This is a genomic window from Tetragenococcus muriaticus DSM 15685 (assembly GCF_000423785.1).
GTDB classification, from domain to species: Bacteria; Bacillota; Bacilli; order Lactobacillales; family Enterococcaceae; genus Tetragenococcus; species Tetragenococcus muriaticus.
Genome location: NZ_AUIQ01000045.1, coordinates 1 through 17,615, shown reverse-complemented (window position 1 = coordinate 17,615; position 17,615 = coordinate 1). Strand labels below are relative to the sequence as shown.

The window sequence follows — 17,615 nt, the reverse complement described above, 5'->3', positions numbered from 1 at the left end:
GATGGTTGAATCAATACGAAGCCCTTCCGGACGACGTGGTCGCTCAAGAAAAGCGTTGGCAAGCTATGAAACGTTGGGTACAGAAAAAACCTAACTTTCAAGCTCATGAAGGTGCGTTTAAAGGGCAAATTGGCGAAGGAAAAGCGAAAAGTGCACCTTTAGGCCAATTCGCCAAAGGACTAAATCAATTAATAATGACCCCGAATTATCTCTAATAAAAACTTGTTTTTGTTAGAGATGATGGGGGGGAACCGAACGAAAGTGAGGTTGAAAAATAACTTCGTGTCTGCCCAAAAGACGGTTTTTTTATTCAACCTCAATAAACTTGACACATACTATTTAACTACTGATGTTTTGCGATCATCCATTCATGTGGTACAATGTTACTGTTGACGTAAATGGAATTTTAACTAAACTATAGTGAAAAGGTGACAAGAGCAATGTGTGGGATTGTTGGGTTTGTGAATACAACTTATTCAAAAGATGAAAAAGCAGATCAGTTAGAACAAATGATGGCACGAATCGTACATAGAGGCCCCGATAACACAGGCCAATTTATTGATGAAGGCGTGGGAATAGGGTTCCGACGCTTAAGTATTATTGATTTAAAATGTGGTAACCAGCCCATTTTCAACGAAAACGACACAAAAGCGATTATTTTTAATGGAGAAATTTATAACTATCAAGAGTTGCAACAAGATCTCCAAGATAAAGGGCATGTTTTCAAGACAAGCGCGGATACAGAAGTTATCTTACATGGCTATGAAGAATATGGAACAGAAATCGTTCAAAAACTACGTGGAATGTTTACTTTTGCGATTTGGGATAGAGAAAAGCAAGAACTGTTTGGCGCTCGCGATCACTTCGGAATTAAGCCATTATATTATTATCATAAAAATGATACCTTTATGTTTGGTTCAGAAATTAAAAGCTTCTTGGATCATCCAGCATTCGAAAAACAAGTGAATCCAGGCGCCTTAAAACCTTACATGACGTTTCAGTACCCCGCAACAGACGAAACATTTTTTAAAGATGTCTATCGTGTTCCAGAAGGACACTATTTTTTCATAAAAAATGGTGAAGTAACATTCACCCAATATTGGGATATGGAATATACGGAAGAAAATATGACAGAAAAAGAAGCGGTGGATTTGATTGACCAGGCCGTTCAAGAAACAACAAACGCTCATTTGATTAGTGATGTTGAAGTCGGAACGTTTTTATCGAGCGGGGTAGATTCTAGCTTAGTGACGACGCTAGCCAAACCTCAATATACGTTTTCCATTGGCTTTGGTGAACGCACCTACAACGAATCTTCCGAAGCTAAAAAACTAACAGACATTTTAAACTTACGTAACTACTCACGTGTGATTGAATCTGAAGAAGCTTTTAATGCCTTTCCCGAGATCCAATACCATTTGGATGAACCTTCTTCCAATGCTTCTTGTGTTCCTCTTTACTTTTTAGCGAAGTTAGCTCGAGAACATGTCAAAGTGGTTCTTTCAGGGGAAGGAGCTGATGAACTTTTTGCTGGTTACACAGAATATGGTTTCTCCTCTAACTCCAAGATGGTCCGTGTCTTTGCTCAAGGGTTAAAGAAATTACCTAAAAAGTCACGTTATCGCTTAGCAAGCCGTTTAAAAAATGCGTATAACTTTCATGGAAGACTTCATTTGTACCAATCCATCGCACCGGCGGAAGATTTTTTTATTGGCCAAGCCTTTGTGTTTGATGAAGATGAAGCTGCAGATTACTTGCAACCAACTTACCAGCAAAGCGAATCGGTACACGATATCGTACACAAACAATATCAAAAAGTTCCCGACCTGCCGGATTTGAAAAAAATGCAATACTTAGATATGCATCAATGGATGCCCAAAGATATTTTATTAAAGGCAGATAAAATGACCATGGCACATTCCCTTGAAGCACGAACTCCTTTATTGGATACCCGTTTAATGGAAGTTGCCGAAAAAATCCCATCCAAATATTTGTTAAATAGTAAAGAGACAAAATACGCCTTCCGTAAAGCCGCTCATCGTCATTTACCTGAAGAATGGGCCAATCGTAAAAAATTAGGTTTTCCAGTACCAATCAAAGATTGGCTACATGAAGAGCAATTTTATCATCAAGTTCGTGACGTTTTTTCGGCTGATTTTGCTGCTGATTTTTTTGACCAAGGAAAAATCTTAGATCTGTTGGATCGTAATTACCAACAAGAAATCGATGCTAGACGCAAAATTTGGACAATTTATTCTTTCCTTACCTGGTATAAAGTATATTTTGTTGAAGAAAGTCAAACCAAGAGCTAATGGAAAAAACTCAAAAGAAGGAAGAAGCTCGAGTGTATGAATATGGAGGCACTTGTTTGTGTATTAGGCGCAATTATTATAGGCACTCCAATTACTTACTATTTGATGAATAATAGAAGTTTTTCGACCAATGAATGTAGAAAAATTTCCAATAACTGTATTTATTAACATTCTAGTAACATTAATTATAGGTATGGCTCTATTTTTTCTCGTAATACATTTGTAAAAATAAAACTAGCAAGTAAAAAAACTCTCCAATTTTATTAGGATTGGAGAGTTTTTTACTAGTTAAAATGAAAATGTAGATATAAAACAAATCTAACATCAATATTATTAGAAAGATTTGCGCTCACGCTTAGGTTTGTAGAAATTTTTTAGGATACTTACAGATTCCTTCTTTTGTTAGAAAGTCTAAAATGAACAAAAACGTTGGGAGATAGTGTTCATTCGATTGGTGAATGAACACTCTAACGCTTAAATAGTGTTCGTTCGATTGGTGAATGAACATTACAATACTTAATCCATGTTCGTTCAGCAGCAACTGAGGAATAAATTCCAGAAATAACCCGCATTCACTTAAAAAATAAAACTAGGAAATGGAAAATTGTTGGCAAAATATTGGCAATAGGGTTTTCTAATTTTAGCTAAATTATTTTAAACAAAAAAAGAGGAGCAAGAAATGTTTTCGAAGTGCTTTACGCACCAACATTCTTCTCCTCGTGGGTTTGGCACCCAATGGGCTGTGGGGGGCTCGAACCCTCGACCCACTGATTAAGAGTCAGTTGCTCTGCCAACTGAGCTAACAGCCCAAAATAATATGTATGAAGTGTTTATCGAACACTTAACTATGCTACCACCTTGGTATAAAAAATGCAACATATTTTCTACTAATTATTTAAAATAGGCTATATATTAGATACTAAATTGAACTGCAAAAAGCTACATGGAGACTCCTTAAAATGGATCTCCATGTAGCTTTGCAAAAAATAGTTATAGAATTTACTCGTGCGCCATCATTTCTTGAGCAATTTCTTCTTTTGTCATGTCTTCTGGATAATAAGTTGGCCAATTCTCTAATTGGTCATATAAATCTTCTTGGCTTTCTCCACCAAAGAAAATATGGAAATGTGAAGATTCCGTAGGAGTAATGCTATGGTCACTAAATTGTACATATTTATATTCTCCAGCATTCTCATCTTGTGTTTCAAAATTATAACGAACGCCCCGATTACCACCCTCGTAGTCTAAAATTTCATAACCTTCATACTCATATTCATATTCATGGTTCTCTCCATCTACGATAAAGTTTATTGAATTATCAGTAATTTTTATTTCATCAACATCTGTTTGATATCCCGTTTCATAGTACTCTTTGTACTCCTGTGGCGATTGATCTTGATTTAGTTTCGATTGATATTCAAAGACCTGATCCAAAGTACCGTCTTCTAATAATGGATAAACGGACTGCCAATCACCAGCATAATCTGATAAACTACGGTCCTCCACTTCCTCATCTTCAAAGTAGCCATTATAAACTGTATGCTCCTCTTCTTGAGGTCCTTCTTCTGGCTGAATTTCTTCGCCTGCAATGTCCGTAGTCTTTTCTAAAGCTGCTAAGTTATCTTCCATAACGGAAATATAATCTTCTCCATTATCCATTTGCTCGTCAGTCAAACTTTCTAATGGATTTAAAACTTCCAACTCTACTCCAGTTTCATCAGCCAAAGTACGCGCAATTTTATCGTTTGCGTTTTCTTCAAAATAAATATAATTAATATCATTGTCTGATACGTACTCTTTCAACTCTGCAAGACGAGATGGACTTGGTTCTTGATCAGGAGACAATCCAGCAATAGGCACTTGATTTAAGTCATAATCTAACGCTAAATAGCCAAAAGCCGCATGTTGTGTAACGAAACTTTTTTGCTGGGCACTCTCTAATGTTTCTGTATAATCATCATCTAGATCTTCTAACTGCGAAATATAATTTTCCGCATTTGTTTCAAAAGCTTCTTGTCTTTCTGGATACAATTCTACCAATTGATCTTTAATCGACTCCACTTCTTTAACTGCCATCTGAGGCGAAACCCAAGTATGAGGATCGAATTCATGACTGTGCCCTTCTTCCCCATGATCGTGATCATGGTCATGCTCCTCCTCATCGCCAGGCATCAAGGTAATTCCTTCTGTCCCCTCAATTACAGCTGGTTCGTTTTCTTGCCAACCTTCGCTTGCTTCAGGTACCCAGGTCTCCATATTTTCGTTATGATAAACAAAAGCGTCTGATTCTGTAATTTCAGCAATATCTCTAGCTGAAGGTTCATAATCATGGGGCTCATTTCCTGAAGGGACTAACAGTTCGACATCGCCTTCATCGCCAACAATATTTTCAGTAAAGTCATACATAGGATAAAAAGTTGTCATAATTTGCAATGACTCATCTTGCTCATTTGCTGCAGATTGATCGTCATTTCCGCAAGCACCCAACACTCCTAATGTTAAAAGACCAACAAAGCCTAAACTTAATTTTTTATTCATTTTAACCCTCACTTTTTTATTTTGTTTCTACAAATAACGCTCGTCTACGTAATTTAGGCGAATATTTTTTTCGCTCTAAACGTTCTGGCGTGTTTCGCCTATTTTTACTTGTTATATATAAGCGTTCACCTGTCTCTTTGCACTCTAAGACGATATTTTCTCTCACTTTTATCAGAACCTCCTATTATTTTTAAATTACAAATCGTAACTATTACGTTTTATAAATGATAATATACCAAGTTAAAAATTGATTGTCAATATAAAATAACATGAGATTTCAATCACATGAACGATTGAACAATTGTTTATACAAAATTTTATCAATAATTATAGGATATTAGATAACAAAAAAAGGACGATAGTTTGCTAAACAGATCTTCAAACTATCGTTTCTATATTATTTTTGTGTTTTTCCAGTTTTAGTATTTGCAGAAATCAATCTCTCTGTCTCTCTGTAACTTTGATTACACCTGCAATTTTCTTTATCACGTTTTTACCAATCCAAATTTGCGCTTTATCATCACTGCTTTTAAATTCATAAGCAAGTTGTAAAGCTTTTTTATTATCTTCAAAGTTCCGTTTCCCTATTTCTCTTAATGCCCAAGCTACAGCTTTTTTTACATGGACATGACTATCTTGAGAGTAATTAGAAATCAAGCTTAAATAGACGTTCATTGTTTCTGTATGAATATCTTTTTCGTGTATCACTGAAGTGGCGATTAAAGTAAAAGCAGCACGCTTATAATAAATTTTGGAGGATTTCACCCATTCAAGAACGAATTCAAGATAATTGTGTAATTTAAAAATAAGTTCTTTACATAAATGATCACACAAATCCCATGAAATAACGTCCGACATTAATCTATTAATATCTTGATAAGTTAGCTTATTAACTTCGGATAAAAATGTAGCCAGTAATTTCGCTTCATGATAATCAGTTTCCCATAGTTGCCATGCTAGTTGGTTATTTTTATTGACTTTTCTGGCCATTTTACGAATAGAAATCATCGGCACGCCCATACTAGATTCTCTTGGAATTCCCAAACGTACAACATTTTCTTTATATTTTTCGGAAGGATAGGATTGAAGTTCCGACATAATTTCTTTCATTTTCTATTACGCCCCTCCAAGGCACTTTGTAAGTCTCGCACGTATTTTTTTATTTCCGTTTTTTTAATAAATAAGGGATCAACAAAGAAAACTAGAACTTGTTTTAAAAAGCAGGTCTAGATTATAAGAAAACTTGAGTAAGCTTCTCAAAGTAGTTCTAGTTTTCTTATAATTTAGAGCTAGTCTGGCAAAGTAGCTCTAAAAAACTAAAAAACTAGAGTTCGAATAAGAAAGTAATTTTAAAAAAAGAGGCGACTATTTTTGTGCATTTTATCACAAATTAATTCATCTCAAAATATCTTACATTGTAACTCTTACCTCAAAAGTATTTCTTTAGTTGCTTATCACAAACTCACTCGGACTATCAGAAATATAATCAGGTTCTAGTTCAAACCGATTTTCACTAAACCAACGCACGCCTACTGTTGTTACACCAATGTTTTTACCAGCACCAATATCTGTATTACCGTCTCCAAAAAAAACTGCTTCTTCGGGATTACTATTCAGTATTTTTAAGGCTTTAAGAAGTCTTTCACTATCAGGTTTATGATTGATAACATCATCATCGGTTATCATTGCATCAAAGTAATTTCCTAGTCCCAGTTTATCGAGCGACATCTCTAAGACGCGTCGTCCTTTCCCTGTCACCATCCCTACTTTCTTTTGATTCCTTTTTAAATGATCTAATAAAACAAGAACTTGCTTTATTTCTTTCTGACTAATAAATGAATCATGTTGCTCCAAATATAATTTGTAAAACATTTCAATAGCCTCTGATGTATCTGCTCTATTGATTAAATTCTTTTCGATCATCCTTTCTTCTGAAGGACCAAAGGACTTGACGATTTCCTTATCTGTCATCTCTACATGATTAAATTATTTAAAAACTTTCCTGAAACAGTCAAAACAAAGAGGTAAGGTATCGGCCAGTGTGCCATCAAAGTCAAAAATATAAGTCGACTTTTGTTCATTAAATTTATTCATTTCAATATTACTCCTCGTAATTTTTAGAAATCGATTTCATAGCTAACATATAATACTTATCCACTCATTTCAATAAAAAAGTAGAAAAAGTATTCATAACGAACAGTTCTTCTACTTCTATTTAGTAATGGACTAAACATTTAGTTTTACCATTTATCTTCACGCACATTTTGGAAGCTTTCTTCTATGACTTCCTTGTCCTCAGGATTTTCCATTTTTAATCTATCTGCTTCCTGACTAGCTGCAGCTTCAGAACTTTGTACATGTACGTCGGGATCGTCAATGGAATTAATATAGTCTGACGCTTCCTGCCATGCATCGTTTATAGCGTCATAGTATTCTTCTGCCTTTGTTTCATCTTCTTCTGATTTATCTTCTGAAGATTCCTCTGTATCTTCGTCTTCATTGGCTTCTGCGCTATTTGGACGCTCTTGCACATACTCTACCATGTTTTTACTATCCAAATCTTCTTCTCCAGGGTTTTCATCAAAATTTCTAGCAGCTAGAGTAATCGTACCCTCGTCATTATAGAATAGATAATAAGTATCGCCCGCTATCTGCAATGAATCATTGTTCTCTTTTTCTTCTTCTACCTTAACCTCAGTATTTACTTCAACATCTCGTTTCTCACCATCATCACCGATAAGTGTAATTTTTTCCGTTGGAACTGACGTAATAGTGACTGGATACGCCAAGTCTTCCCCTTTAGATGGGCTAATATAAATTGCTTTGTCAAAATCATCCGAGTCTTTCATATTTATACTGACTTCTTTTGGTAAATTCTCCTGATTGGTTGTAAAGTCGCGTTGATAAGTCTTTTTATCATCAGGTAACGACTCTTGAGTAAAATCAGCAAGGTTTACAGCATAAGGATAATTTTCATTCTCTTCTTCATTTCTGCTTTCTTCTGTAGATTGAGTAGATGTTTCACTGCTTTGTTCAGAACTAGAACTTTCCGAAAATTGAGTAGTCGTTTCAACCGTACTAGAAGTTTCAGCCACTGAATTGGTTTCGGTTTCATTTTGTGAACAAGCAGTTAATAGCAGCATACCAAATAATAACATATAACCTTTTTTCATCACTTTTCACGCCCCTATATTAAAGATAGCACAAAACAAGTTTTTTATAAAATTTAATTGAACGAATATTTTCCTATAATAAAATCACCTCCCGAAAGTTAGTGTTTGGGACCAACTTTTGGGAGGCGGTACAAGTTATACATTTTCGATTACACGGGAGTAGTTATCTAAATGTAGGATATCTGTGAGTTTTTTAGCTTCGGATGTTTCATTAGAGGTTATTAATTATTATAAAATTCATAGCCTCGTTATTAATACCTACGCTTCCAATTGTTCCTTAGGCACCCAAACAGAAATTGATCTAGCATCCACCGTAAAGACAGCCGATCCATTCTCGTCAATGATTATTTCTTCTTTGCGATAACCTATAATATCAATGTAAGTTTCCCCTGCGTGAAGGTCACCGACATTCATTTCTTTTTGATTTTCATCTCCTATAGAAATGACAACTGCACATCCTACTGGGTGATCATCATCTCCACTTCGGGTAAAACCAATACAGCTTGCATCATCTAAGTATCTCGCTGCTTCACCATAAGCAAATTGTTGTCGTATATAGAGTAACTTATCAATAAGTTCTTGATTGCCATCATAGTCTACGTCTTCTGCATGATAACCGTAATAATCAGGATAGTACAAACAAGGATACCCGTAAGAGCTAAGCAAAATCACCCCATAAGCTAACGGTTTAAACCAAGGTTTGACAAAGGAGGCTAAAGATTGTCCAGGTTGAGAATCATGGTTATCTACAAAGGTCACTGCATATCTAGCATCATTACGGTATAAAGTCCCATCAAACAACTGAGTTAAATCATAATTATCTGGATCGACAGAAGCTTCATGTAAAGCATAATGGAAACGCACATCCATCATCGAAAAATCAAAATCTTGTTTTTCCAGATACTCTTCCAACACCTCAGTATCTTGTTCCCAGTATTCTGCCACAAAAAAGAAGTCTTCTCCAAATTCTGCGCGAACATAATTTACCAGATCATTGATAACTGAGCTTTTTATATGCTTGACTGCATCTAAGCGAATACCATCAATTTCAGTTTCATTAATAAACCAATTCAACCATTGCTTAGTTTCTTCAAAGACATCTTCATGACCGTAATCAATATCAGCAAACATTAAATAATCAAAGTTCCCAAATTCATTGGATACTTCATCGTCCTCAGCCCAGCCTTTTCCCTCACCTACAATTTGAAAGATCCCTTCTGCCTCTGACTTCTCATCTTTAGAAACGCCAGAAAAATGATACCAATGCCATTCAAAGTCTGAGTATTTCCCACGTCTTCCAGGAAAATAAAAGCGCGTCCACCCTTCAATTTCGTGTTCTTCACTAATTGTTTTATGACGATCATTTTCGTCTACTTGAATCGCTTGAAAAAATTCCGTTTCATCCGCAGCTGCTTTATGATTTAAAACAACATCTGCATAGACTTGAATACCATTTTCATGTAGCGCAGCAATGGCTTCATGTAATTCTTCTTTTGTTCCATATTTTGTACGTAAAGTTCCTTTTTGGTCAAATTCGCCTAAATCATATAAATCATAAACGCCATAACCTACATCAGCTTGACCTGTTGCTTTAAAACACGGAGGTATCCAAACCGCCGTAATTCCTTTTTCACTAAGATGCTTAGCATCATCACGTAATCGCTGCCAGTGTTTTCCATCATTGGGTAAATCCCATTCAAAATACTGCATCATTGTTCCGTTGAAATTCATAAGCATCTCCGTTTTCTATTTTTTCGTTTGATAACTAATAATATCATACTATAGATAAGAGTTTACCAGAAGGAAAATGCTCTAAGCATCTTTAGGCTGACACACTAAAACATGGCATAAGTTTTATAAAGTATCTTTAATCAATCTTATGTTATAAATCCTAACACAAATTCACCCGCAAATCATAAATTAAGCGATTTTCATGTTAAAAACAAGATGAAACTTTATTTTTATGTAAGGAAATCTAACACAAAAGATTGACAAACAATAAAAAACTTGCTATATTACGTTCATCATTTATATTCAGCGGAAAAACAACGCTTTTTTAAATGATCATAAAAAAAGGTGGGATCACATGGATAAATCAAAAATAAACGCTACTGTTATTAAAAGAATTGTCGAAAAAGAAAATGTCCGTTTTCTACGTTTAATGTTCACGGATATTTCTGGCACTATTAAGAATGTAGAAGTTCCTATTAGCCAACTAGACAAAGTACTAGATAATAAATTAATGTTTGATGGCTCTTCTATTGAAGGCTTTGTGCGTATTGAAGAAAGTGACATGTATCTTTATCCTGATTTGGCAACATGGTTAATCTTCCCATGGGAAAACGAATACGGAAAGGTTGCTCGCTTAATTTGTGATATCTATAATCCAGATGGTACCCCTTTTGCAGGAGATCCACGGGGAAATCTTAAGCGATCACTTGCAAAAATGAAGAAACTAGGTTTTACTGCTTTTAATCTAGGACCAGAACCAGAGTTTTTCTTATTTAAATTAGATGATAACAACAACATTACTTTAAATTTAAATGACGCCGGCGGGTACTTCGATCTATCTCCAACAGATTCAGGAGAAAATTGTCGTCGCGACATTGTATTAGAGTTAGAAAAATTAAATTTTGAAGTTGAAGCTTCTCACCATGAGGTTGCTTTCGGTCAACATGAGATTGATTTTAAATATGCGGATGCCATCGAAGCATGCGATAATATTCAAACTTTTAAACTGGTAGTTAAAACAATCGCAAGAAAACATGGTTTGCATGCAACTTTTATGCCCAAGCCCTTGTTTGGCATTAACGGTTCAGGAATGCATTGTAATATGTCATTATTTCAAGAGGACAAAAATGCTTTCTATGATGAAAATGATGAATTACAACTAAGCGATACTGCTTATCATTTTTTAGCTGGATTATTAAATCACGCACGAGCTTTTACAGCCATTTGCAACCCTACAGTTAACTCGTATAAACGACTTATTCCTGGCTATGAAGCCCCTGTTTATATTGCTTGGTCTGGCAGGAACCGCTCTCCTTTAATCCGTGTACCTGAGTCAAAGGGAGCATCCACTCGTTTAGAGTTACGCTCAGTTGATCCCACAGCTAATCCTTATCTAGCTTTATCTGTATTATTACAAGCTGGTTTAGACGGCATTGAAAAACAACTGACACCCCCTGCGGCAGTTGATCGTAATATTTATCATATGAATGCAAAAGATCGCGCAAATAATGGTATTCATGACTTGCCTTCAACACTGCATAACGCATTAAAAGAACTAGATGAAGATGATCTTCTCAAAAGTGCTCTTGGTAAACATATTTACACAAGTTTTGTAGAAGCCAAAAAGCAAGAATGGGCTGCTTTCCAAGAATCTGTTTCAGAATGGGAAAAAGAACAATATTTAGAGCTATTTTAACTTTCAAAAGCCAACAAAAGATATTAAATTAAAAATGGCTCCCTTTAAAGTGAAACAATTTCAATTTGTTCACTTCAAAGGGAGTGTACCATTAGATCATTATTTTCATTAAAATCTTCTAAATAAGCTTCATATTGATCAACGTTCAAACCTACTTCGCCTTCACTTAAAGCAATATCTTCTTAGAGTAAACTGGAAAATCTATGATATAAATTTAAAAAAAATGGTTTAAGCCAACAAGGGACGCCATTTTAAAAAATTTTTCAATAATAGCAATCAATGGACCCTATGACTAGCTCAGAAAATATAGCATATGCTATCATATGCTGGGCTCATTATTCGACTTAACGATGCGTAAAAAAGATTAATGTGCCTTATAGCAACGAAAGGGGCATCGCCATGATCAAATTTTTGAACAAACATTATAAAAGTATTATTCTTTGTCTCATAGGAGCATTTATTAACGCGATTGGTATCAATTGCTTTTTACTTGAGGCAAATTTAGGAAGTGGCGGAACTATCGGTATATCGCTTGCTTTAAGGTATACATTAGGACTGTCTCCTGCGTTGACATCTTTAATAATAAATATCTTAGTTGTTATCATTGGTTGGAAATTTTTGAGTAAAACGACAGCTATCTACACAGTAGTTGTAAGTCTTTCTCTTTCTTTATTCTTAAACCTAACTGAAGGAATGAACTTAGGTGTAGATAATTTTGTCATAAATTCTGTATTCGGAGGCGCCATTATTGGAATTGGCGTTGGTTTGATATTTTCAACGGGAGCTACCCTTGGCGGAACTTCAGTTATAGCTAAAATTATTAGTAAGTATACGGAGATGAAAACTTCTCAAGGGGTTTTTATACTGGATGGTTTAGTTGTTCTTTCCTTTCTTTTAGTTCTTCCTATAGAAAATGTCTTATTTACTATTATTATGTTATTCGTCACAGAAAGAGCGACTTCATTTGTCATTGAAGGATTTAATCCTAAAAAAGCCGTTACAATTATTTCCAACAACAACGAATCTATCAGTAACAAAATTAATAGCTTTACCGGAAGAGGCTCCACATTATTAACAGGCAATGGCGGTTATAGTAAAAGTGAAAAAACAATGCTCTATGTTGTTGTTCCACAATCTCAAGTAACCAGAATCAAAAGACTTGTAAATAATGAAGACGAAAACGCGTTTCTTGCCATTCATGATGTTCGAGATGTCTTAGGTAGTGGCTTTATAAATATCAATTAAATGTTAAGGCAGTCAGACAATACTTGTCTAGCTGCCTTTTTACTTTAACGGATCCTTATTTTTTAATCTAAATTGTAAAGGGGAATCATCATAATACTCGCGAAACTTTCTGATAAAGTAACCAACATTTCCTATACCAACTTCCTCAGCAATTTCTTTTACGGTCAAATTTGTCTCCAATAGTTCTTCGCTAGCCTTTTCTAGACGAATGTTCATCAGCCTCTTTTGCGGCGTCATACCGGTCACTGCCTTATAAGTATGCCTTAAGTTAGACTCAGAACCACGAGCTAAATAAGATAATTCTTCAAGTGTTAATTTTTGCTGGTAATTCCGTTGTAAAATTGTATCAATTTCTTTGACCCATTCTTCATCGCTCACAGACTCCCCTAAAGGCTGGCATCTTTTGCATGGGCGATAGCCGTCATGAACAGCTTCTTCTTTCATATAATAAATTTCTATATTCTCCTTTTTAGGTAGTCTAGAAAGGCAAGATGGCCGACAAAAAATTTTTGTACTTTTTACAGCATAGCAAAATATATTGTCATAACATGTATCGTTATTTTTTATTGCTTGGTACTCAGTTTCTGTCACTGTCATTGGTCAAACCTCCTATTTACTTATAAACGCCCTCCAAGGTAAGTAGTGCCACTTTTCTTTCCTTTCCTCCTGCATAACCTGTTAAAGACCCGTCACTTCCGATAACTCTATGACACGGGATAATTATGGAGATAGGATTATGTCCGACAGCTCCTCCCACAGCTCTTGCGGAGCCTACATTTTCTCCATATATTTCTTTTAATCGGTTGGTTATTTGTTGGTAGGTAATTGTTTGCCCATAGGGAGTTGATTTTAATATTTCTAATACTTTTTTCCGGAAATCCGTAACATCAGGTGCTAGTGGCAAATAGCTTATGTCTGGATTTTCTTTATTAAAATAGCGATCCAACCAGTTAGTTACCTCTTCTATAATACTGTTTTCTTGATAAACGGCTTCACTTAGACGATAAGAAGCGCCATAATATTTTTGGTCTTCATACCACACACCTAATAAGGTTTGATCATCAGTTAATATTAAAAGTTTGCCTAGTGGAGATAAATAGATACTTTTATATAACATCTTTTTTCACCTTCCATTAATCATTCTTTCACCCATTATAACAATTTTTTTCGTAATAAAATGATACGATCTGGCTTTTTGAGTCAATTGTTCATTTTTTTACGATATCGCATTTATTATGCTACACTTTTAATATAAAAAATATAAATGTGTGGAGGCATGTTGAAATGCAACAAGAACAGTTAATTTTAAAAGAACGCCCTAATGGCTTACCTGATGATGAAACTTTTCAGTACAAGAATGTAGATGTTCCGGATCCAGGACAAAATGAAGCACTGGTAAAAACTTTATATCTCTCAGTAGATCCATATATGCGTGGCAGAATGTCAGATGCGCCTTCTTATTCGGCGCCATTTGAAGTTGGTCAACCTTTATATGGTGCGACTGTAAGTCAGGTCATTCGTTCAAATAACGAAGATCTTGCAGAAGGAGATTTAGTCACTGGTAATCTTGATTTTCAAGAATATAATATCGTAAAAGCTTCAGATGTACGAAAAGTACAGACAGACGGTTTAAAACCAAGCAACGCATTAAGTGTATTAGGTATGCCTGCTTTAACAGCTTACTTCGGTATGATGCACATTGGTGAACCAAAAAAAGGAGAAACCGTAGTCGTATCAGGTGCAGCTGGAGCTGTTGGACAAGTAGCTGGTCAACTTGCTAAAAGAGTCGGTGCTCGAGTTGTTGGTATTGTTGGGTCAGAGAAAAAAGCAAAATATATTACGGAAACATTAGGCTATGATGCAGCCGTAGAATATAAAAAAGGGAATGTCAGCGAACAATTAAAAGAAACTTGCCCTGATGGCATTGATGTTTATTATGAAAATGTCGGAGGAGAAATCTCAGAAGCAGTATGGCCTTTATTAAATGTTTTTGCTCGTATTCCAGTATGTGGCGCCATTTCTTCTTACAACCTTAAAGAAGGCGAACAAGATATTGGTATACGTGTGCAACGTTTCTTAATTAACTCACGGGCAAAAATGCAAGGCTTGCTTGTCGCTGATTTTGCTGATTCTTTTGATGAAGCTTATGATGCTTTAGAAAACGCCGTAGCTAACGGCGAGTTAAAATTTGAAGAAACTATCTATGATGGTTTCCACAAGACGCCAGATGCTTTCTTAGGCTTATTTAGCGGTGAAAATATCGGTAAACAAATTGTGAAAGTCGCAGAAAAAGAATAATGGAATGAAAAAAGGGAGAAGAATGTTTGGTTCTTAGACATTCTCCTCCCTTTTTTATAAGCCATTGGTAAAAGAAGCTATGGAAAATTGAACCTCCTTTTGGGATGAAAATCGAAAAATAAAATTATGCTATCAAACATTATTCCCTTATGATATACTCTTTCTGATAAAGGGTGGGGGTAATTTGTTAACAGGTGTTTTTATTAATGGCATAACTATAGTTGTAGGAAGCTTATTAGGAGCTTTATTAAGAAATATTTCTGAAGAAATGAAAGAAACAGTGACTAAGGGAATTGGATTAGGTGTTGTCGTTTTAGGTATACAAATGGCCATTCCGACACAATCATTCACGCTTATTATGATCAGCCTTTCCATCGGAGCGCTAATAGGCGAAGCATTGAAAATTGAAACTTTTATGAATCGGTTTGGTTTATTTCTACAAAAACGGTTCTCTAAAACGGAAAGTACTTTTGCTGAAGGTTTCGTGACAGCTTCTTTGATTTTTGTCATTGGCTCTTTGGGAATTATTGGAGCTATTCAAAGCGGAGCTACTGGAGACCATGAAACGCTGTATACAAAATCCGTAATGGATGGTTTTATGGCAATTATGTTAACTGCTTCTTTTGGCTACGGTGTCCTATTTTCTTCGATTCCTGTTTTCTTATATCAAGGAAGTATAGCAGTTTTAGCCAATGTTTTAGTCCAATTGATACCAGCAAATTTTATGGACGAGCTAATGAATGAAATCAGCGCCATTGGTGGACTAATGATTTTGGGAATTGGATTGAACCTATTACAAGTGACAAAGTTAAGAGTTTCCAATTTTTTACCAGGTATTATTGTCTTGATTATTCTTCTATCGTTAAAACTTATCCTGTAGTTGAAAATATTTCCTTATTCATTTGTATATAATAAAGAAACACAAAGACAAATTTCCTTGTCTTTGTGTTTCTTTTTATATTTGCCTTTTTATTTTCTTAAACTTATGTTACGTTTAAGAATGATTCCGTTTTATTAATACTTTGGGGCCTTAGTATAATGGGATTACGTTTGGCTGGCAGCCAAATAATACGGGTTCGATCCCCGTGGGCTCCATCCTCCAAAAGGACATCTACTTATTCTAGCTGCAGATGAAGTAGACATCCTTTTTTATATTTCTTTTAATTAGCGGTCTGCTAAATATTCCTCGATTTGTATTTTTTCATCATAACTAAAAATCCCTTGTGAAATTCCATCTAACAGTTCTTTTTTTAATTGCACTGGAATTTCCCAAAAACCATCCACTATTTGAAATAAACCAGCATCATAGCTTTTAAAAATCGGAAATATATCTAAAAACATCTCAAAGGAAAGATCTTCTTCTTCATAAAAATCTTTAATCCAACCATTTTTTAAGGCATAGTCCGTCGGTTGGCCGTTTTCAGTAAGAATTCCTCTTTCAACCATTGCACGATATATCTCTGCTTTATTGACCGTTTCCTGTTTATTGGCTTGCAGATGATATTTCACGCTTTGCTCAACTAAAGGTGGGTAAATGATTTCCACTTCACTCATCTCCTATTTGATAATTTTCTTCCCTTTATAGTGCCCATTTAAAGATACGTAGTGACTACGGCGATAACCTCCTATCGACTCATCATAAGAAATTTCCGGTTTTAAAATTTTTTGGTGTGCACGTCGTAACTTCTTCTTTGATTTCGACGCCTTTCTTGCAGGAACTGCCATTATGATCGCACCTCGTCTTTCGTTTCTAAAATAAATTATTCTTATCAACTGACAAATCGTAACTATTTCGTTTTATGAATTATAACTTTAACATCCTTTATAAAAGCTGTCAATGTAAATTTCATCTGACATATTCTTTTTATGTATTTTTTTGCCACTTTTATAGCGAAAGATTTTCAAACAAATAAGAGGAGATATAGCTAACAGATGACCATTGACATTCAGAAGTCCCTTCCCAACTAAGATCTTCCCTATGATCATAGAAAAATTGGTTAAATAAAAAATAAATGGCTAGCTGATACTTTCCCTTATTTTAGATCGTAAGACTTTTGTAAGGTTTGCGAAAGAGATTTGAAAGTTTCTCCTATTAAGATAAGTCTATCATCAAACAACAAGGAGGAAATCTTTTGAAAAAATTTGTGATTGGAATTGTATTTATTGCCGTTATAGCTTTTGGTGGTCTAAAAATCACTGAAAAAATTGTGCTAAGTGGTGATGACTACTATGTAAAAATTACCGATGAAGGAGATAAAAAAGGAGACACAGACGATGATGGGCAAACGGTGCTTTCTTACGACTATGATCTCATAGGATTTGATAAAGCAGGGCAAGAAAAAGAAATGAAATTTACTGCCTATAAAGATCGTCCTTTAATACAAGGAGCCTATCTAAAAGTTATCTGGAACCAAAATAGAGGTGTTACTTCTTATGAGCAAGTCAAAGAAAACGACATTCCTGCAAAAGCGAAAGAAAAATTATGAGCATAGTGGTAAAGAGTCAAGATAAAAAATGAATTTATTGTTACTCTACCACTAAAAAATAGGCGCACTGAACTAGGCCTATGCAAATCAAGCGTTTTCATAGGCTGTTTCCCTAGCAATGCGCAAATAACTTTTT

General features: G+C 35.1%; 15 protein-coding genes, 2 tRNA genes and 2 pseudogenes. 8 read left to right on the top strand and 11 right to left on the bottom strand.

Features of this window, described 5'->3' with window-relative positions; genetic code table 11:
• Both G577_RS0107620 and asnB read left to right on the top strand, forming a co-directional pair.
• Nucleotides 1-215 (top strand): annotated as a pseudogene (locus G577_RS0107620) (ISLre2-like element ISTeha1 family transposase); the annotation flags it as partial.
• A 225-nt stretch (nt 216-440) separates the two neighbouring features.
• The gene (gene asnB, locus G577_RS0107615) at nt 441-2,312 is read left to right on the top strand and encodes an asparagine synthase (glutamine-hydrolyzing) (RefSeq protein WP_028790707.1); all 1,872 of its coding nucleotides are present in this window, start codon (nt 441-443) and stop codon (nt 2,310-2,312) included.
• Between the two features lie 736 nt (nt 2,313-3,048).
• Here asnB and G577_RS0107610 read toward each other — a convergent pair.
• From G577_RS0107610 to G577_RS0107580, 7 genes and pseudogenes are all read right to left on the bottom strand, one after another.
• A tRNA-Lys gene (locus tag G577_RS0107610) sits at nt 3,049-3,121 on the bottom strand.
• Between the two features lie 190 nt (nt 3,122-3,311).
• A complete protein-coding gene (locus G577_RS0107605) occupies nt 3,312-4,850 on the bottom strand; it encodes a zinc ABC transporter substrate-binding protein AdcA (protein WP_028790706.1) in 1,539 nt (512 codons plus the stop codon).
• A gap of 16 nt (nt 4,851-4,866) precedes the next feature.
• On the bottom strand, nt 4,867-5,016 hold the full coding sequence (rpmG, locus tag G577_RS0107600) for a 50S ribosomal protein L33 (protein ID WP_028790705.1): 150 nt from the start codon (nt 5,014-5,016) through the stop codon (nt 4,867-4,869).
• Nucleotides 5,017-5,285: 269 nt separating this feature from the next.
• Nucleotides 5,286-5,960, bottom strand: coding sequence for a DNA alkylation repair protein (locus G577_RS11260; RefSeq protein ID WP_038027677.1), 675 nt, complete (start codon nt 5,958-5,960; stop codon nt 5,286-5,288).
• A 333-nt stretch (nt 5,961-6,293) separates the two neighbouring features.
• Nucleotides 6,294-6,944: pseudogene (locus G577_RS11255) on the bottom strand (HAD-IA family hydrolase).
• 146 nt (nt 6,945-7,090) lie between these two features.
• Nucleotides 7,091-8,023 (bottom strand): hypothetical protein, encoded by a 933-nt coding sequence (locus tag G577_RS11640; protein ID WP_052077269.1) that lies wholly within the window; start codon nt 8,021-8,023, stop codon nt 7,091-7,093.
• A 258-nt stretch (nt 8,024-8,281) separates the two neighbouring features.
• Complete coding sequence (locus tag G577_RS0107580; protein WP_028790704.1) at nt 8,282-9,754, bottom strand: alpha-amylase; 1,473 nt, start codon at nt 9,752-9,754, stop codon at nt 8,282-8,284.
• A 355-nt stretch (nt 9,755-10,109) separates the two neighbouring features.
• Here G577_RS0107580 and glnA point away from each other — a divergent pair, with 355 nt between their 5' ends.
• Both glnA and G577_RS0107570 read left to right on the top strand, forming a co-directional pair.
• A complete protein-coding gene (glnA, locus tag G577_RS0107575; RefSeq protein ID WP_028790703.1) occupies nt 10,110-11,450 on the top strand; it encodes a type I glutamate--ammonia ligase in 1,341 nt (446 codons plus the stop codon).
• Between the two features lie 411 nt (nt 11,451-11,861).
• Entirely contained in the window at nt 11,862-12,695 is an 834-nt protein-coding gene (locus tag G577_RS0107570) for a YitT family protein (RefSeq protein ID WP_244869452.1), read from the top strand.
• A gap of 39 nt (nt 12,696-12,734) precedes the next feature.
• On the opposite strand, the gene G577_RS0107565 is transcribed toward G577_RS0107570, so the two are convergent.
• Together G577_RS0107565 and G577_RS0107560 are read right to left on the bottom strand one after the other, a co-directional pair.
• Nucleotides 12,735-13,292 carry a bifunctional transcriptional activator/DNA repair enzyme AdaA gene (locus tag G577_RS0107565; RefSeq protein WP_028790701.1) on the bottom strand — a complete coding sequence of 186 codons (558 nt, stop codon included), beginning with the start codon at nt 13,290-13,292 and terminating at the stop codon, nt 12,735-12,737.
• A 16-nt stretch (nt 13,293-13,308) separates the two neighbouring features.
• Entirely contained in the window at nt 13,309-13,812 is a 504-nt protein-coding gene (locus tag G577_RS0107560; RefSeq protein WP_028790700.1) for a methylated-DNA--[protein]-cysteine S-methyltransferase, read from the bottom strand.
• 167 nt (nt 13,813-13,979) lie between these two features.
• Here G577_RS0107560 and G577_RS0107555 point away from each other — a divergent pair, with 167 nt between their 5' ends.
• The 3 genes from G577_RS0107555 to G577_RS0107545 all read left to right on the top strand — a co-directional run bounded on the left by G577_RS0107555 (nt 13,980) and on the right by G577_RS0107545 (nt 16,088).
• On the top strand, nt 13,980-14,993 hold the full coding sequence (locus G577_RS0107555; RefSeq protein WP_028790699.1) for an NADP-dependent oxidoreductase: 1,014 nt from the start codon (nt 13,980-13,982) through the stop codon (nt 14,991-14,993).
• Nucleotides 14,994-15,177: 184 nt separating this feature from the next.
• Nucleotides 15,178-15,873 carry a DUF554 domain-containing protein gene (locus tag G577_RS0107550; protein ID WP_028790698.1) on the top strand — a complete coding sequence of 232 codons (696 nt, stop codon included), beginning with the start codon at nt 15,178-15,180 and terminating at the stop codon, nt 15,871-15,873.
• A gap of 144 nt (nt 15,874-16,017) precedes the next feature.
• Nucleotides 16,018-16,088, top strand: a tRNA-Ala gene (locus tag G577_RS0107545).
• A 69-nt stretch (nt 16,089-16,157) separates the two neighbouring features.
• On the opposite strand, the gene G577_RS0107540 is transcribed toward G577_RS0107545, so the two are convergent.
• Together G577_RS0107540 and rpmF are read right to left on the bottom strand one after the other, a co-directional pair.
• Nucleotides 16,158-16,538, bottom strand: a complete 381-nt coding sequence (locus G577_RS0107540) for a hypothetical protein (protein ID WP_028790697.1) — start codon at nt 16,536-16,538, stop codon at nt 16,158-16,160.
• A gap of 12 nt (nt 16,539-16,550) precedes the next feature.
• Nucleotides 16,551-16,718 (bottom strand): 50S ribosomal protein L32, encoded by a 168-nt coding sequence (gene rpmF, locus G577_RS0107535; protein WP_028790696.1) that lies wholly within the window; start codon nt 16,716-16,718, stop codon nt 16,551-16,553.
• Nucleotides 16,719-17,125: 407 nt separating this feature from the next.
• Here rpmF and G577_RS0107530 point away from each other — a divergent pair, with 407 nt between their 5' ends.
• Nucleotides 17,126-17,479: a YxeA family protein gene (locus G577_RS0107530; protein WP_028790695.1), complete on the top strand. Its 354-nt coding sequence runs from the start codon at nt 17,126-17,128 to the stop codon at nt 17,477-17,479.
• Nucleotides 17,480-17,615 lie beyond the last annotated feature (136 nt).

Excerpts from the sequence above, each read along its gene's own strand:
- asnB (WP_028790707.1), top strand. The coding sequence starts at position 441 with ATGTGTGGGATTGTTGGGTTTGTGAATACAACTTATTCAAAAGATGAA.
- G577_RS11640 (WP_052077269.1), bottom strand. The coding sequence starts at position 8,023 with ATGAAAAAAGGTTATATGTTATTATTTGGTATGCTGCTATTAACTGCT.
- G577_RS0107565 (WP_028790701.1), bottom strand. The coding sequence starts at position 13,292 with ATGACAGTGACAGAAACTGAGTACCAAGCAATAAAAAATAACGATACA.
- glnA (WP_028790703.1), top strand. The coding sequence starts at position 10,110 with ATGGATAAATCAAAAATAAACGCTACTGTTATTAAAAGAATTGTCGAA.
- G577_RS0107605 (WP_028790706.1), bottom strand. The coding sequence starts at position 4,850 with ATGAATAAAAAATTAAGTTTAGGCTTTGTTGGTCTTTTAACATTAGGA.
- G577_RS0107555 (WP_028790699.1), top strand. The coding sequence starts at position 13,980 with ATGCAACAAGAACAGTTAATTTTAAAAGAACGCCCTAATGGCTTACCT.
- G577_RS0107560 (WP_028790700.1), bottom strand. The coding sequence starts at position 13,812 with ATGTTATATAAAAGTATCTATTTATCTCCACTAGGCAAACTTTTAATA.
- rpmF (WP_028790696.1), bottom strand. The coding sequence starts at position 16,718 with ATGGCAGTTCCTGCAAGAAAGGCGTCGAAATCAAAGAAGAAGTTACGA.
- G577_RS11260 (WP_038027677.1), bottom strand. The coding sequence starts at position 5,960 with ATGAAAGAAATTATGTCGGAACTTCAATCCTATCCTTCCGAAAAATAT.
- G577_RS0107580 (WP_028790704.1), bottom strand. The coding sequence starts at position 9,754 with ATGAATTTCAACGGAACAATGATGCAGTATTTTGAATGGGATTTACCC.